Below are 16810 nucleotides of genomic sequence, written 5' to 3' on the forward strand. Positions count from 1 at the left end.
AATAAAAAGAAGGGGTTATAAAATAAAGGAAAGACAGCCTCTTAAAAAGAGGCTGTTATTGAAATGTTACTTATTATCTGAGTTGCTTAAACTCCACACGTATGATGCAACAAGCTGAACTTTGTCTTCGCCTAGAATATCTTTCCAAGCAGGCATTACGCCAGAACGTCCGTTCATTACTGTTTCAGTGACATCAGCGCGAGAATCGCCGAACAACCAATCGCGGTCTGTTAGGTCAGGCGCACCTACAGCAGGGTTACCCTTACCATCAGTACCGTGACACGCAGCACACACGACGAAACGTGCTTTACCAGCTTCTGCTTCACGTGCGTTCACACTACGTCCAGAAAGGCTAAGCGTGTAGCTAACCACTTCTTTAACGCCTTGCTCACCAAGTGCATCTTTCCAGCCTGGCATTTGACCAACACGACCGTGCATGATCGTCGTCACAATAGCTTGTGGCTCACCGCCATATAGCCATGCGTCGTCAGTTAGGTTAGGAAAACCTTTCTGACCACGAGCATCAGAGCCGTGACACTGAGAACAGTTTTGCAGGAACAAACGTTGACCCACTTTGATTGCGTCAGTATCTGATGCAATGTCAGGGACAGAACGTAGGCCGTTTTCGTCGTGAGCTAGCTTTTTAAACGCTTCACCAAAGTAGGTATTTGCATCATCAAGCTCTTTAGCGTATTCGTCTAACTGTTTGTTAGCTTGAGCTGCAGCGATTGCAGAGCGAGACTCTTCTACGCTACGAACTGTTTGATTTGAACTCGTCCAACCTAGTAGACCTTTAAAGTTACCAAGGCCAGGGTATAGAGCAAGATAAACAGCTGCAAACACAATTGTGCTAACGAAAAGGTACGTCCACCATTTAGGTAGTGGGTTATTGAGCTCACGAATACCGTCGTATTCATGGCCCATATCATGACCCTCTTCTACGCCTGTTTTATCTTTAAAACACCAACGAAGTAAGACCGCACAACCAATTAGGGTACCAATCGTAATCGCACTAACCCAGATACTCCAGAATGTACTCATTACTTTGTCACTCCTTCATTTTTAGAACTTGTTGCTGGCTCGTCGTCAGCAAACACTAGGTTCGCATCTTCGTCGAAACGTGATTTACGGTTCTTGCCGTATGCCCACCAAACGATACCGATGAAGCAAGCAAAAACAGTCACAGTCCAAACACTTTGAAATGTAATAATGTCCATAATTATTCCTTATTTCATTGCGTGGCCAAGCGATTGAAGGTAAGCGATGATTGCATCCATCTCTGTTTTTCCTTCAACATCTTGTTTAGCATTAGCAATTTGTTCGTCTGTGTAAGGAACACCAAATTGATTACGGAAGAGTTCAAGCTTCTGTTGAGTCAATTTGCCATCAAGTACATTCTCAGCAAGCCAAGGGAAACCTGGCATGTTTGATTCAGGAACAAGTTCACGAGGATCTAGAAGGTGAACACGATGCCACTCATCAGAATAACGGTCACCAACACGTGCTAGATCAGGACCAGTACGCTTAGAACCCCATAGGAATGGATGTTCCCAAACGCTTTCGCCAGCTACTGAGTAGTGGCCGTAACGTTCAGTTTCAGAGCGGAAAGGGCGAATCATTTGGCTGTGACATACGTTACAACCTTCGCGGATATAGATATCACGACCTTCCATTTCCAGAGCAGAGTAAACTCGTAGGTTTTCTACAGGTTCTGTTGTCTGTTTTTGGAAAATAAGAGGTGTGATCTCTACTAAAGCACCAAAGCTGATAGCAATAACGATCAAGATCGCTAGTAAGCCAACGTTTTTCTCGACCAACTCATGGCGATTATTTGAATTTGAGCTCATTCTAAATCTCCTTAAGCCGGTTGAGGGATAGCTTTAAGGCTATCTTTAGGTGCTGAAACAGTTTTGTACGTATTGTATGCCAGTAAGAACATACCAGATAGGAAGATGAAACCACCTAAGAAACGTACAAAGTAGAACGGGTAAGACGCTTCTACTGACTCTACAAAGCTGTAAGTCAACGTACCGTCAGAGTTAACTGCACGCCACATCAGACCTTGCATCACACCAGAGATCCACATCGCAACAATGTAGAAAACCGTACCAATCGTTGCTAACCAGAAGTGAACATTGATTAGAGATACAGAGTACATACGCTCTTGACCAAACAGTTTAGGAACTAAGTGGTAAACCGAACCGATAGAAACCATTGCAACCCAACCTAACGCACCAGAGTGAACGTGACCGATAGTCCAGTCCGTGTAGTGAGATAGTGCGTTAACCGTTTTGATTGCCATCATAGGGCCTTCGAAAGTCGACATGCCGTAGAATGATAGAGAAACGATTAGGAAACGTAGGATTGGGTCATAGCGAAGCTTATGCCAAGCACCTGATAGAGTCATAATACCGTTGATCATGCCACCCCAAGAAGGAGCAAACAGAACCAAAGACATAACCATACCTAGAGACTGAGTCCAGTCGGGAAGTGCAGTGTAGTGCAGGTGGTGAGGACCAGCCCAGATATACAGAGACACAAGAGCCCAGAAGTGAACAATCGACAGACGGTAAGAATAAACAGGGCGACCAGCTTGTTTAGGAACGAAGTAGTACATCATACCTAGGAAACCAGCTGTCAATAGGAAGCCTACCGCATTGTGTCCGTACCACCATTGTACCATTGCATCGATTGCGCCTGCATAAATCGAGTACGATTTAAACGCAGATACAGGAACAGAAAGGCTGTTAACGATGTGTAACACGGCAACCGTGATGATGAAAGCTCCGAAGAACCAGTTTGCTACGTAAATATGCGATGTCTTACGCTTAATCATAGTTCCAAAGAACACGACCGCATAAGCTACCCACACAAGAGTAATAGCAATATCGATTGGCCATTCAAGTTCTGCGTATTCTTTACCAGAGGTCATACCTAACGGTAAAGTAATTGCAGCGGACAGGATAATCGCTTGCCAACCCCAAAAGGTAAAGGCTACGAGAGGGCCACCAAAGAGACGCGTCTGACAGGTACGTTGTACAACATAATATGATGTTGCAAACAGCGCACTTGTACCGAACGCAAAAATAACCGCATTAGTATGCAGGGGACGTAAACGACTGTACGTCAGCCACGGCGTATCAAAGTTTAGCTGTGGCCAAACTAATTGAGCGGCAATCAAAACACCAACGCCCATACCGACAATACCCCACAAAATTGTAACGAGGGTAAATTGACGGACGACCGTATAGTTGTAGTTTTGTTCAAGCTGCTTTTCTTGGCTCATTTGCATGCTTCCAATTTCTTATTTACTACACTTTACTTCCAACACGACTCACGTCGTAATGCCACCCAAATTAGAAAAGGAAATTCAGCCTATTCATGACTTTATTTCCACTTGCTGATTTTAAAAAAAAGTGGCATTTTCAACGCGACACTATACTTGAATTAACAAATCAATGACAGAGTAGTAACCTTACGCATGGTCCGGAATTGGATTTTTCTTTAAAAACTTTGAACTTTGTAACAAGGAGTAAAGATTATAATGGCTGCACAAAAGCTAACAAAAGGCAGGCTTGTTCAAATTATCATCATATTGGTTGTTTTAATAGCTGCATTTACTTGGAGAACAGTAACATACGTTAACGACGAAACAATAGACTGTATAATTTCAAAACCTTGTCAATTTGGTATTGAACAACATAATGTTTTAATTTCAGGTTATAGCAAGGGGTATTCAATCAAAACATCCGAAACTGGTAAATTCATCATTAATTATGATGGCAGCGGAACCTTAGAACCAAACGGGGGCTCTCATTGGCTACTACAAACCAATGATGAAACTGCCTTAATAACGGTTACATTCCCACAACAGGTCAGTACATATTCTGTAAATCTATCTAAAGCAAACTGAATCACGGCATCGATACTTTTGTAGAAACATATACTAAATCAGTGAAACACAGTGCATTAAAGTGTTATAAAGAGAACATTAATAAATCCTTCAGCAATCTATGAAATTTATATCAAAAGTCTCTTATTCCTTAGATTATAAAGTAGCGGTCGATGAGTTGCTCTTCGGAGTAGTAAAAAGCGATGATATCGCCTGTCTTATTTGCTACTGCACAGAAGAGTACTCAACGTTAGCTGTGCAGCAACATTTGGTCAACGCTCTTCCTCATACTCCCATTCATGGATGCACTACTTGTCACGGCATAATGACCGAAACAGGGTTCCATTCTGGCCCTGTGATTGGCGCACTTATCATTTATGATACAGGGATCAACGCCTACGGAACGGGTATCGAGCACTTCGGTGATTCTATAGAAAAAAACACCTTCCGAGCGATCGATAAAGCACTTAAAAACGCCAACCGAGAAGGCGAAATACCCGATTTAATCTTGCTTCATTCTACGCCTGGCAATGAAGAAAAAATCATGGCAGCCATAGACAACAAGTTTGGAACAGCCGTACCAATTATTGGTGGCAGTGCTGCAGATAATCAGGTTTCCGGCAATTGGAGCATATTCACCGAAGAATCTCTCTCTGTTAACGGTTTATCTCTAATGGCGGTGTTCGCTTCTCAATCGATATATTCATCCTTAAGCGCCGGCCACACACCCACACAGTACTCTGGTACCGTGACTAAAGTCAGAAACAGAGTATTGTTGGAGATCGATCATAGGCCTGCTGTCACCGTTTATAATGAATGGACCAATTTCCACTTAGGTGACAGTGATGACGGCTATATATTCGAAAAGTCTTCTGTCTATCCATTGGGCAGAAAAGTAGGTTCTTCATACAACTACCCATATTTCAAGTTGTCGCATTCAATCCGAGAAACCGAAAACAACGGGATCGAGTTATTTACCGACATAAATGAAGGCGATACCATCTATTTGATGCAAGGCTGCAAACAACAATTAATAGGCCGCGCAGCCAACATCATTCATTCATCTTACTATAATGATATGGAATTTGAGGAAAAACTGGGGGCTATTAATATATTCTGTGCGGGTCCGATGTTAAATCTAAAACAAGACATGGATGAGGTATGCAACCAAATAAATCAAGCACTTGATGGACTACCTTACATTTGCTCTTTCACATTTGGTGAACAAGGTAGACTCTCTGGCGGCGAAAATGCACATGGAAATTTAATGGTGTCGTCAGCAACTTTCTATAGGCTAAAAAAATAATGAGTTCTGAAGGTCAAGAAGAGCTACAAGAAGCCCGTATTGAACTGCAAAAACTAAAATCACGTGAACGGAAATTAGCTGAAGAAAATAGGGTGATCTTATCAACCATTTCGGCTATCAGTAAAGCGAATAACATCGCAGAGATATTCTCTAGTATTGAATTTGTACTCAAAAAATACATAAAATTCGATGATTTTATCGTGATCTCAAGGGTCGGGAATGAAGGGAAATTCAAAACTTTGTTAACCAATAATAGAGTATTTGGAAAGATAAAATGGAGTGATAGCGGTAAACTATCGCGAGTGATAAATGGAGAATGCGTAATCCTTTTTGAACCCAAATCGTTGGGTGAATTTAACTCTTTGCATCCCATCATACTCGACCAAATTAACTCTGTTTTGATCACCGGCATTGATAGTGGATTAACTCAATCCGTCATTATCTTTGTTCATTCCAACACCAAGCATTTTGATATTGAAACCAAAGCTACCCTAAGCCGTTTTCGTCCGCTAATTGAACGAGCGGTGTTTGATATAGAAAATAAAGAGAAACTCGAAGCCACCGTTCGAAAGCGAACAGCGGAGCTTGTCACAGCAAGAAAAGAGGCAGAAAGAGCCAATAAGGCAAAGTCTGAATTCTTAGCAATGATGAGTCATGAGTTAAGAACCCCATTAAACGCGGTCATAGGCTTAATCGACACACTAAAGTCAACACAGTTAGATGAAGAACAACAGTCTATACTGCTTAATATGAGTACATCATCTGAGCTTTTGTTAGCAATTATCAGTGACGTGTTGGATTTTTCTAAAATCGAGTCTGGAAGTTTCTCTTTGGCTCCTCAATGGAGCGACATAAGAGACGCTGTAACTTTTGTGTTATCTGAACAAAAGAAGACAGCAGACAATAAGGGATTGGAGTTAACCTCTACGAGTTATATACCTGAAGGGGAACTTCATTATACCGATCCAACTCGCTTAACACAGATTCTATTTAATCTGATTGGTAACGCGATAAAGTTCACCGAATATGGACATGTTCACGTATCGATTGATTACCAACAGAGCTCTTTTGATATAACGGTGGAAGATACCGGGATTGGCATTAGCTCACAGCAAATTTCGTCATTGTTCAGCCCGTTCGTACAAGCCGATAGCACAATCACACGTAGGTTTGGTGGTACAGGTTTGGGGTTAGCTATCACTAAGCGACTTGTTGAATTGATGGGTGGTCGCATTAGCGTAGAGAGTAAGCTAGGTAAAGGTTCTAAGTTCAAAGTGCATTTACCCGTGCTCACTAGAGCAATGAACAAACAGGATTGCACTAAAGCAAATAAACGCTCTCGAAAGCTAAGAAGTCGCTATGCAGTTTTAGTTGTTGAAGATAACCCAACGAATCAAATGGTGATCAAGTTAATCCTAACGCGACAAGGGCACGAAGTTTTTATTGCAAGTAACGGTGAAGAAGCACTTAACTTTATCGAGAAAGGCCACGATCGGATAGACATTATTTTAATGGACGTGTCGATGCCAGTAATGGATGGATTGACCACAACAAAATATATTAGAGATGCCAATATCGAAACACCAATCGTTGCGTTGACAGCGCACACATCAATAGAAGACAGATATTCGTGTCTAAATGTAGGCATGAATGATTTCGTAACGAAGCCTGTACGAACCAAAGAGATAACAGAAGCAATTAATAGATTAATGCTTAACGCCTAATAAACATATTTCTTAAATGAAGATTAAGAAATATGTTTATTAGGTATTTTATGGTAAATACCTACCATGGTTAAATACACAGTATAAAACAAGAGAATAACAACACAATACGAAGGCAGGGCATCACACAAAGAGTCCTGCCTTATAAAAACTAAATATTATTTAACATAATATACATAATACGCACTTAGACTAGTTTGATTTTGAGGGGCTTTCTAAGCTCATACAGAACTTCTGAACGTTGTTACTGACAAGGTTTTACGTGCATGTTCCATTGCTTGTTGGTCTGTCTCATATGGTCCATAGATTTTTACGTTGTGGTTTTCATCTCCATCAATGTTTGTAACTGACATGAACCAGTCACCAACCAAGAATATCTCATCAGCAAGTTCATTCACTTCTTGGAAGTTTAAGCCAACAACATTCGACACCATACATTGAACTTGGTCTGTGTCATCTCGATAGCCAAGCATCTGTACATGATTTTTTGTTGGATTCACTTATGAGCAGCATTTCTTTTAGTAACTCTAAGCTGTCGAAGACTTTTTTGTACTGAGACGCTTGGCAACCATTATTTTAACTACCTCATGAGCTTGATACCGAAGCGTTTTAATTCCAGTCCACCGAAGTTATTCACGGTAAAGCTTGAGCTATCACGTTCATAGGTCCTGAACACCAATATCTTTTTGAAGAAAAAGTAACACAAGTGCGAATAATTATAACTTTAACCTATTGTTTTAAAGAAGCTTGAAATCAGACGTCAACCTAAACTAATGTCTCGACTACGTGGAGAACGCATAAAATTGGCGAGATTTATAATTATCTTTTAAATCAGGTGGTTAGATGTAATTTCTAATAGTTCAAAGCCCTTTATTTTGTTAAGATATTCTCTAAATCAATAATATAAAAGGCTTAATATGAAAATTAGTACAATCGCCCTATCACTATTCACCATTTTTGGGATGAACACATACACACTTGCTAGTAACAATGAAACCTATTCTAGAGACCTTGGTAATTTTTACGCTGGCATCGATGCCGGATTTTATAATGAAACTGAATTAGAATACCGTGGTAGCGCAATTGAAGATTCATCTGATCTATCAGGCTTCAGCTATAACTTAGTTGGTGGCTACGAATTCAATACGCACGATGCTGTCAAATTGGGATTAGAGGCCGAATACCGCAAAATCGGGAAAGTTAACTATAGCGACGTAATGGATGTTGAAGGTCAAGCTTTCTTCGTTAATATTAAACCTAAGTTTATTGTTAAAGGTGACGTACTAGATCTGTATGTGTCTCTATTAGCTGGCATTGGTTCTATGGATATGGAAGCAAAAGCATTCGGAGTGTCAGACTCGAAATCTGAAGCGGCTTATCAGGTTGGCGGTGAGCTTGGTGCGATCCTTACAGACAACATCGACATCCATCTTGGTTACCGAAATGCACGCGTGGAAATAGACTCCGTCGATGTTTCATCTCAAACGGCATACATCGGTGCAAGGTACCATTTCTAATCTCAATTCAATCGTAAGCTTTATTTCAAATCAAGCCGTTCTTTTCGAGTTCGGCTTTTAAATCTTCAGGTTCCCTACTCGACTTCTATTTTATAGTCGTAACTTTCTCTACGGTTAAAGTTACGTTGTATCTTATTCAAAAAATCCGAGAAGCTTATTAGCTGCTGTCCCACACTGTAAAATCACGCTACTATTTTTGTTTAAACTTTGATCTATCAATCAGTTACATGAACAAACAAGGTGATTAAGCAATCAAATGCAATACATTCTCACTCTTATTGTAATTATAAGTGGTAACATCAGGAAATTTTGTGAGATAGGTGTTTGATATGTTACCGAGGCTTTATAAGTTCAGATCTCTTCACGATAGAAATATACAGTCAATATCTGAGTGCTCGTTGTGGTTTGATTACGCAAAAACTTTTAATAACCCTTTTGAATCTAACCTCGCGCTAAACGAAAACCTTCAAAACGATTTCAAAGTAATGTGCTTCTCTCAATCTAGTGATCACCCAATATTGTGGTCACAGTATGGCGATAATTTCAGGGGTATGTGTATCGAGTATGATCTTAATCATTATAAAGGCAAAGCTGACCTCAACTGTTTTAAAGTCCAATATGAAGATGACATCACCGTTTTTAATTCGCCTCCCAAAGATGATAAAACGACTAAGGTAGGTACCGAATTATTTAAAATCAAACATTCTAATTGGCGTTTCGAGCAAGAATATCGATGGGTATTGCCTGATGAAGAGATCGTTGGGCATAAATTATATCTGAATAGAGAGTGTTTGAGGTCAGTGATTCTTTCAGAACACGCCCCTGTTGATAGAAAGCTGAAAGTCCTAATGACTTGTCAAGAGCTAGGCATTCCCGTTAAACATGCGAGAGCTAAGCAGGACTCATTTACTTTTCAAGTTGTTAACTAAGCTTAAATCGATCATAAAAAGTTACACTGCAACAAAAAAGAGTCACATTAAATGTGGCTCTCTTCTCTCTATTTCTACATATCTGTGGTTAGTTTACCAGGAACTTTACTTTGTACTTGCCCTATCGTCTCAGCCGCCATTTGTACTGTAGAGAACCAATACGACCGATGTTTGGAGTTAAATAAATCACTATTATCTAACGCTTCATACACAGAGAATTTTCTACCTTGAGCCAGTGCTGCACCACAAACGGTTCGTTCAAGAGTTGGAATATCATTTACTTCCTCAAGAAGCGCGTACTTTATGTATTGGTTGTCCGGGCTCCAATCAATAAATTCGACAATTTTTTTAAGTAACTTGAGTTCCAATGGCTTGACCATTGCTTCGAGAAACTGTGTATTGGGTAAAACTTCAGTACAAGCGTAATATTCATCATGCCTATCACTTGCATCTCGGTAATCCAGCATGGTTTTAACCAATGCGTCTTCAAACGTTGAAGAAAAGTGGTTACAAATTAAGAATAAAGGCAAAACTCGTATCACACCAAGCAAGATACCAACATTAGGATCTTTTACAGAGGTTTCTTGGAGTCTAAGCCGCGTAACGTTTGAAGTTACGACTAGGTGTTGCCAAACCTTAGGCACAATATGTTTAATATTGCCATCACTCCACTTAATCAGTTGCTGGCTCATTAACAAAGGAAACAATAAACGACAATTTTCTATTCCTATCTGCCGAACTGCTACTTTAGGATCAAGAATGACTTTAGATTTCTTTCCATACTTCTCGGCAAATTCTTGATTGGAAACAAATTCGATTAAACTTGAGCTCAATGACCTGCTTTTAGCTGATATTTCATGGAGTTTAGCAAAGTTTAAAGACGGCGAATAAGCAACGCTAGCAAGCTGATTGTAATCTGGTAATTCTGAAAACAACGAGCTTATTAAGGTGCTTTGGAGCTTATCAAGCATTAGATCCGAGGCTGCATTGCTAACATCATCAATAACGTATTGTAGTGTTTGTTGCTTCGCGACCACTTTCTCGCGATGTGCATTAACTCTGTCTTGTTCGCAACGTAATAAAATACGTTGGTTATGTGAAATACGGTCGGCTTCATCAAAAATGACACTATCACAATATCTATTTTCTAAACTCAGCAGCGTATCAACCGTAGATTGTTCTAGTTTGTATTGTGGCGATATTAACCATTTGGTAAAACGTGCCTCGACGTTCATCGAGACTTTCCTAGAGATTTCTATGACTTCAGGGGAATAACTTTTATTTACTAACAACAACCGTGACTTTCCTTTGCCCTAAGATTTATTTTCTGGCATATCCTGCCTTGATAACAAAACTAATATTAATAGAAATTAGATATTGGTTCACGAAATTGTTTCAATAAATTTACAGAATTTTAGTTATAGTGCTTTAGGTTATCAATCCGTGATATGAAGGCGGATATACTTTTCAGGAAAACTGTATTTGAACTTTTTCTTTTTCGGTAAATGCTTTTTAGCCTGTTTGCAAACTTTGCTATCACCCGATGTCCTCACCTTTTTGATTCTTGTGTATCCCTTCGAGTGCTTCATCTCGATCATTAGGTCACAATAGCCATACATATCAGTATTGCTATTGTTTAGCCCTTTAATGACGCTAGCTTTGATCTTTTTTGCTACAGGATTAATCAGTGAATCATCGGAAGATGCGGTCGGAGATAAAACACACAATAAGAATACTAAATATCTCATACTGTTCTCTCTTAGTGGAAATTAAGAACAGTATGCTAATAGTTAAGATAGGTTGAGAATTAACTTAGTATGACTGTTTACTAGGTAAGGCGTAGTTCTCGACAATTACGCCCTCTTTGAACCTTTAGATTTAAATCCATTGTGCGGGAATACGTTGCGAATGCGCTGCTGAACGCTTTTAGGTACATCTTTAGTGAACTTGAGATTATAACCAGAGCGTTTGGCATATACTTTAAGTTCTCCCTTGAAGTGATTTTTATGACCAATCTCTTCAAGGTTGTGTTTAAAACTAGGTGGAAGATGACCTTTAACTTGCTCGATCGCCCCATCGTTAAATTTGATTTTTAATACTGGCCTATCAATTGCGACCAACCAAAAAACCAATACTGCACCAATTAAGATTACGTACATCATAATGTCACCACTACAGTTGATGATTATTTATCGTCAGAAAGGAGTTTACTCAGGTCTTCTTTGAGACTGGTTACTGTCTTACTGGCTTGTTCACTACGAGATGCTTCACTGACTAAGTACTCGATGGCATCAGATAGAGTGCAACCAAGCTCGTTAGCTCGTTGGGAAAGTTTCTCCCATACACGATAATCAAGATCGATCGATTTCTTCTTCGTGTGAACTTGTTCTGCGTTGAAGTGACGCTTTCGCTTGGCTCTGATCGCTTGTTTAAGCTTGTTATCGATCTCTGGAGAGATGTTATTAGATATCCACTCAAGAACACCTGTGGGTTGATGTTCGAGTTTCAATAAGGCTTGTACAGCAACCTCAGCTTCACTTGAATCAATATGGCAGGTGATCACTTCACCTTCTTTCCATTTTTTGACCAGATAGTTCCATTTCCAACCACATTCTAGATTTTCAAGTTGCTGATATTTCATGTCTAATCTCGAGAGTTAATCCTAGTGACAGCGTAACCCATAATGGGCTGTTTAACAATTATTGTCTTGTAAGAATAGACTAAGATAATACTTATTTTGGCTTACTGAACTGTAACTACAACATAGAGCTACAAGCGAGATCGGTTTTTCTATATAATCCCTACCTCATTATCGTAATCAGAAAATTAAATGACTCAAGTAGATTGGCAACATGTTACGCCTCAGTACGACGAATATCACGCTCAATTAGAGCAATTCCCTGACATCTCGCCTTTCCCGTTTTCAAACATTCAACATAGATTTAGAGATGCGTTAACCCGTTTTACTCGCTTATCTAACCTTTCGCGTGTTTTACTTGTAAACGCTCCAGACAATTCTATCTATCGTCAGATGATTGTCGAATCTTTAGTTACTGCTTTAGATGATCAAACACAGCCTGTAATAAAAACTGAATCGTTAAATGCTATTTCTTTGTTTAACCAAGTTCAATCAAAAGACGGTAAAGTTATTGCGACAAAGCCGGGCTTACTGGCTAGAGCAAACAACGGCTACCTGATCGTTTCAGCAAACTTGATCTTGGCAAACCCGGGAAGCTGGCTATTGTTAAAGTCAGCGCTCCTTGGTGATGCGGTAGAACCAATCAGTAGTAACCCTGAACACTTAAACCAATCTCCGGCTTTACCTCTCACTTATGACATTAAGCTGATTGTTGTTGGAGACAGATCCCAATTAGGTGACCTTGATTATCTAGATAGTGATATTCAAACCGGTTTTTGCCTATTCAGTGAAATTGAACAAGACATCAAGCTTTCACACGACACTTTGACTCAATATCTTGGCTATCTAAAATGGCTTCAGCAACGTTATAGCTTGCCAAAAATTACGCAACAAGCGCTAATTGGAGTTCTTACCGCTGGCGCTAGGGAGACCGAAGATCAAAGCTATATTCCGTTGTGCCCTATTTGGCACAACGCATTGCTGAACGAAGCTTTGATTGAAGCTAATAACGGAGAAATTGACCTTCACCACGTTCAACAAGCTCAGCAACACAAGTACAACCGTGAATCATATCTGCCTGAGCGTGCTCTTGATGATATTCGAGATGGTCAAGTCATTATCGAAACAAAGGGTGAACAAGTAGGTCAAGTTAATGGTCTGACTGTTATCGATGTACCGGGACATCCAATATCGTATGGTGAACCTGCACGTATTTCATGTGTCATTCATTTTGGTGATGGTGATATTGCCGATGTTGAGCGTAAAGCCGAACTTGGTGGTAACCTTCATGCGAAAGGCATGATGATCATGCAAGCGTTTTTGAGCAGTTCGCTCAACTTAGAAGATCCCCTGCCATATGCAGCTTCCGTGGTATTTGAACAGTCGTATTGCGAAGTCGACGGAGATAGCGCTTCTCTAGCTGAGTTATGCTCGTTAGTAAGTGCGCTTTCTGAATACCCTATTAACCAGCAAATAGCGGTTACAGGCGCTGTTGACCAATTCGGTCGCGTACAAGCGGTAGGCGGGCTAAACGAAAAAATTGAAGGCTTCTATCATGTGTGTAAACACAATGGCTTAACTGGCGAACAAGGCGTGATCCTTCCAAAATCTAACTTAAGGCATCTGGCTCTGAAACCTGATCTCATTGAGAGCATCAAAAATGAAGAATTCCATATTTGGTCTGTGTCTAATGTAGATGAAGCAATTCCTCTGATTATGAACAAACCATTTAGAGACGATGAACAAGAAAACGTTCTTAGCAAAATAGCGGAACGTATTGAAAACTTTGAAAGACATGAACACCGTATTGGAATTGTTGGACGCATTAAAAACTGGTTTGTCTAGTACTGATCGGACTTGTTTAGCGTACACCTGTTCACTAATATGCACCTATCAAAAATCGGAGTAATTGATAATGCAAAACAAACGTGATTCTTACACTCGCGAAGATCTTCTAGCATCAAGCCAAGGCGAACTATGGCCAGAAGGTCCTCAACTACCAGCACCGAACATGTTGATGATGGATCGCATCACAAAAATGTCTGAAACTGAAGGTGATTTCGGTAAAGGGTTGATTCTTGCTGAGCTGGATATTACTCCTGACCTATGGTTCTTTGACTGTCACTTCCCTGGCGATCCAGTAATGCCTGGTTGCCTAGGCCTTGACGCAATGTGGCAGCTTGTTGGGTTCTACCTTGGTTGGGTTGGCGGCAAAGGTAAAGGCCGTGCTCTAGGTGTTGGCGAAGTGAAATTCACAGGTCAAATTCTACCTACAGCGAAAAAAGTCACTTATGAGATCCACATGAAACGCGTTGTTAACCGCCGCTTGGTGATGGGTCTTGCTGATGGTCGCGTACTTGTTGATGGTAAAGAGATCTATGTTGCTAAAGATTTGAAAGTTGGCCTTTTCCAAGATACGTCAGCATTCTAATCGAATCGTTAAAGTTTTAATAAAGTGGTCGCTGACCGCTTTATTTTTGCCTCAATAAATTTAGTTATAGTGCATTAAAATATACTGAGAACTTATTAAACCTATATATGTCCACCAGCTATAGTAAGACTCTAGATAATTTGCTCAGAATTACTAGCCCACCTCTAGTATCTGTATCATTTAAATATCTCTTTCAGAAACTAACAAAGCCCCAGCAGTTGTAGTTAACAACAGGCAATGGAGCCTTGATTTTGGAATACGTTACGCCCTATTACTTATAGAGACCTGAATGCTTATCATCTTTAGCATCTCGCCAGCCACCTAACCAATACGATCTAGAATCCATTTGGCTGTATGGGCAAGCTTCTTGCGACCTACCATTCAAACCAGCCTTGTAGCCTTGAGATTGTGCTCGTTCTAGTCGATCTCGCTTCTGTCTCTTCATCGTGCAGTCCTCATACAGGTGTTGATTTACTAACATATAATGATTACAACTTTGAGGAGTTTTTGTAACTCCAACTTTAAGAATCGATCAATTTTTCACTTTTCTCAAGGCGAAAAAAAGCCCGAGTTCAGAATTGTGAACTCGGGCTCATGAGGTGAAATTATTTAAATTTTCTACGGAACCCTAACAGAACAAACACAGTCAAAGTTAACCAGCCTAGGCTACCACCTTGGCGATCGACTTTCTCTGAGTCGGAACTACGAGTTTGAATATCATCTTTAGTAGCACCAGCTATTGGAACCAGTTTAACAGCAACAACTTCTTCTACTGCGTTAGATGCAGCGCCACCACAGTAAGAGTTATGAGATGTTGTATCATACGCTTGAGCTTTACCACCAACGGTACATTTGATAGCTGTTGCTGAAATCACACCTGCATCATTAATGTCAGTTGCGTCAATAATTCGGAACTGGTTGTTATTTCCAGAAACGTTACCATCATTGGTTAGATCATCTAACCACCAAGCTTGGCCGTTAAAGATGTCTACACGACGCTCATCTTTCGAGGAATCGACATTGTACGGGTAGATAAAACCACGATGCCTACGCTCACTACCATCAACCTCACGAGTCGTTTCTGCGTCAATCTGACCCACAAACTCATTGAAGTTGTTCACAGCTTTAGCTTCACCACTTGAGCCACCGAAGAAGATACCGCCAGACAGATATGTTGCAGTAGGAGTAGATGCAGACGCATCTGTCACAACGAACATCTTGTTACCTGCGCTACCACTCTCTGGTACATAGCCGTTACGCTTAGAGTAACCAACAGCGAACAAATTATCGTTAATATCGGTCGCTACTGAGTTACTGTACTTATAGTCATCAGATGAGTTCGAGTTAACCGCAGCACCACTAATCGATTTAGTTACCCATGTGTTACTGCTATCAGACAAGTCCAGAGATTTACTGATAAAAACCGCCGCATCCATATCTTGTAGGTCACCACTACCATCTGTAGTGTTATAACCTACACCATAAAAAACGGAATTTGACTCTGCGATAGAACGCATACTACCTTGAGCAAAGAAGTCACCCGTTTTCGCTGGAAAAGCAGAGTTGTTATCCCAATCGATTAGTTCAGTCGTCGTACCATCCCAAATCGCAGCTTTAGAACTAAATACTTTATCGGGTTTAGAGGTATCAGTCGTACCACGGTCTTCGGAAACACTACCTACATTATAAACGGTGCCATTGCTCGCTTTAATCGCTCGCCACGCACGAGTTTCCGAAGAGCCAACTGGAGCTACCGAATCAGTATGAAGGGCAGTATTACGGATACCGCCTTCTGATTTAACACCCAAAGGTTCAACTTCTGTCGCAGATTGAGCATAGAGTGAGTTAATGACTGTGTTTCGGCCTGTAAATGTATCCCCACCTTCAACAAAAGCCTTTGCATTCACATAAGTAAGATCTGTCCGCTCTTTGCTCCAAGCGTTCCAATGATCTGTAGCCCACGCTTCACATGTTGAATATCTTAACTCACGGTTACAGTAGTTTTCAAAGTCATCGAACTCTTGAAGGTATTGGAACGCAGCGTCCATAGCAAACGGGACTTCTTCGCGATAACCGATACCATCAACGGCATTGCGAGTTTCACCAGCAAGTTTAAATGAACTGTCCGCACAGTTAGTTGCATTAGAATCAAAGCAACCTAGAGGTAACTCATCATCAGGTAATGCTGGCAATTGTGCGTTAGCGTTTACAGCTTTACCTGGCTGAATCGCTACACCAAAGATCTCAGAGATTTCAGGTTCATCAGCAAAAGAAGGCGTTACTTCAACAACCTTGTAAAGCGCAGCGTTGGCGTTAGTTGCGGCAAAAACCAATGCTGCAACTGATGTTAATTTAAATTTAGTACAAGTCATT

General features: G+C 40.5%; 18 protein-coding genes. 7 read left to right on the top strand and 11 right to left on the bottom strand.

The window, feature by feature from the left end; translation table 11 throughout:
• Positions 1–66: 66 nt before the first annotated feature.
• The 4 genes from ccoP to ccoN are packed head-to-tail and all read right to left on the bottom strand — an operon-like array spanning position 67 to position 3286.
• Positions 67–1041 (bottom strand): cytochrome-c oxidase, cbb3-type subunit III, encoded by a 975-nt coding sequence (ccoP, locus tag ACED48_RS02580; RefSeq protein WP_017057248.1) that lies wholly within the window; start codon positions 1039–1041, stop codon positions 67–69.
• Complete coding sequence (locus ACED48_RS02585; RefSeq protein WP_004742291.1) at positions 1041–1217, bottom strand: CcoQ/FixQ family Cbb3-type cytochrome c oxidase assembly chaperone; 177 nt, start codon at positions 1215–1217, stop codon at positions 1041–1043. The genes ccoP and ACED48_RS02585 overlap by 1 nt, the downstream gene beginning before the upstream one ends.
• A gap of 9 nt (positions 1218–1226) precedes the next feature.
• Positions 1227–1847, bottom strand: coding sequence for a cytochrome-c oxidase, cbb3-type subunit II (ccoO, locus tag ACED48_RS02590; RefSeq protein ID WP_017057247.1), 621 nt, complete (start codon positions 1845–1847; stop codon positions 1227–1229).
• An 11-nt stretch (positions 1848–1858) separates the two neighbouring features.
• Positions 1859–3286, bottom strand: a complete 1428-nt coding sequence (gene ccoN, locus ACED48_RS02595) for a cytochrome-c oxidase, cbb3-type subunit I (RefSeq protein WP_032547951.1) — start codon at positions 3284–3286, stop codon at positions 1859–1861.
• Between the two features lie 258 nt (positions 3287–3544).
• On the opposite strand from ccoN, the gene ACED48_RS02600 reads away from it, so the two are divergent.
• From ACED48_RS02600 to ACED48_RS02610, 3 genes are all read left to right on the top strand, one after another.
• Entirely contained in the window at positions 3545–3913 is a 369-nt protein-coding gene (locus ACED48_RS02600; protein WP_017057245.1) for a hypothetical protein, read from the top strand.
• A 100-nt stretch (positions 3914–4013) separates the two neighbouring features.
• Entirely contained in the window at positions 4014–5198 is a 1185-nt protein-coding gene (locus ACED48_RS02605) for an FIST signal transduction protein (protein WP_029627109.1), read from the top strand.
• The gene (locus ACED48_RS02610) at positions 5198–6922 is read left to right on the top strand and encodes an ATP-binding protein (RefSeq protein ID WP_017057243.1); all 1725 of its coding nucleotides are present in this window, start codon (positions 5198–5200) and stop codon (positions 6920–6922) included. Before ACED48_RS02605 ends, ACED48_RS02610 begins: the two co-directional genes overlap by 1 nt.
• A 221-nt stretch (positions 6923–7143) precedes the next feature.
• On the opposite strand, the gene ACED48_RS02615 is transcribed toward ACED48_RS02610, so the two are convergent.
• Positions 7144–7422 (bottom strand): hypothetical protein, encoded by a 279-nt coding sequence (locus tag ACED48_RS02615; protein ID WP_017057242.1) that lies wholly within the window; start codon positions 7420–7422, stop codon positions 7144–7146.
• 417 nt (positions 7423–7839) lie between these two features.
• Here ACED48_RS02615 and ACED48_RS02620 point away from each other — a divergent pair, with 417 nt between their 5' ends.
• Entirely contained in the window at positions 7840–8439 is a 600-nt protein-coding gene (locus tag ACED48_RS02620; protein ID WP_017057241.1) for an outer membrane beta-barrel protein, read from the top strand.
• Positions 8440–8768: 329 nt separating this feature from the next.
• Positions 8769–9368 (top strand): DUF2971 domain-containing protein, encoded by a 600-nt coding sequence (locus ACED48_RS02625; protein ID WP_017057240.1) that lies wholly within the window; start codon positions 8769–8771, stop codon positions 9366–9368.
• Between the two features lie 74 nt (positions 9369–9442).
• Here ACED48_RS02625 and ACED48_RS02630 read toward each other — a convergent pair whose 3' ends face one another.
• The 4 genes from ACED48_RS02630 to matP all read right to left on the bottom strand — a co-directional run bounded on the left by ACED48_RS02630 (position 9443) and on the right by matP (position 12009).
• Entirely contained in the window at positions 9443–10663 is a 1221-nt protein-coding gene (locus ACED48_RS02630) for a hypothetical protein (protein WP_029627108.1), read from the bottom strand.
• 141 nt (positions 10664–10804) lie between these two features.
• Positions 10805–11116, bottom strand: a complete 312-nt coding sequence (locus ACED48_RS02635; RefSeq protein ID WP_017057238.1) for a hypothetical protein — start codon at positions 11114–11116, stop codon at positions 10805–10807.
• 105 nt (positions 11117–11221) lie between these two features.
• Positions 11222–11530 carry a DUF3634 family protein gene (locus ACED48_RS02640; protein WP_017057237.1) on the bottom strand — a complete coding sequence of 103 codons (309 nt, stop codon included), beginning with the start codon at positions 11528–11530 and terminating at the stop codon, positions 11222–11224.
• A 23-nt stretch (positions 11531–11553) separates the two neighbouring features.
• Entirely contained in the window at positions 11554–12009 is a 456-nt protein-coding gene (matP, locus tag ACED48_RS02645) for a macrodomain Ter protein MatP (protein ID WP_017057236.1), read from the bottom strand.
• A gap of 189 nt (positions 12010–12198) precedes the next feature.
• Here matP and ACED48_RS02650 point away from each other — a divergent pair, with 189 nt between their 5' ends.
• A complete protein-coding gene (locus ACED48_RS02650; protein ID WP_017057235.1) occupies positions 12199–13851 on the top strand; it encodes a Lon protease family protein in 1653 nt (550 codons plus the stop codon).
• A gap of 70 nt (positions 13852–13921) precedes the next feature.
• Positions 13922–14437, top strand: coding sequence for a bifunctional 3-hydroxydecanoyl-ACP dehydratase/trans-2-decenoyl-ACP isomerase (gene fabA, locus ACED48_RS02655; protein ID WP_010440782.1), 516 nt, complete (start codon positions 13922–13924; stop codon positions 14435–14437).
• Positions 14438–14708: 271 nt separating this feature from the next.
• On the opposite strand, the gene rmf is transcribed toward fabA, so the two are convergent.
• Both rmf and ACED48_RS02665 read right to left on the bottom strand, forming a co-directional pair.
• Positions 14709–14882 (bottom strand): ribosome modulation factor, encoded by a 174-nt coding sequence (rmf, locus tag ACED48_RS02660; protein WP_017057234.1) that lies wholly within the window; start codon positions 14880–14882, stop codon positions 14709–14711.
• Between the two features lie 160 nt (positions 14883–15042).
• Positions 15043–16809, bottom strand: a complete 1767-nt coding sequence (locus ACED48_RS02665; RefSeq protein ID WP_017057233.1) for a DUF3466 family protein — start codon at positions 16807–16809, stop codon at positions 15043–15045.
• Position 16810 lies beyond the last annotated feature (1 nt).

Origin of the sequence: Vibrio sp. 5S239 (assembly GCF_041439575.1) — a bacterium.
Lineage (GTDB): Bacteria > Pseudomonadota > Gammaproteobacteria > Enterobacterales > Vibrionaceae > Vibrio > Vibrio kanaloae.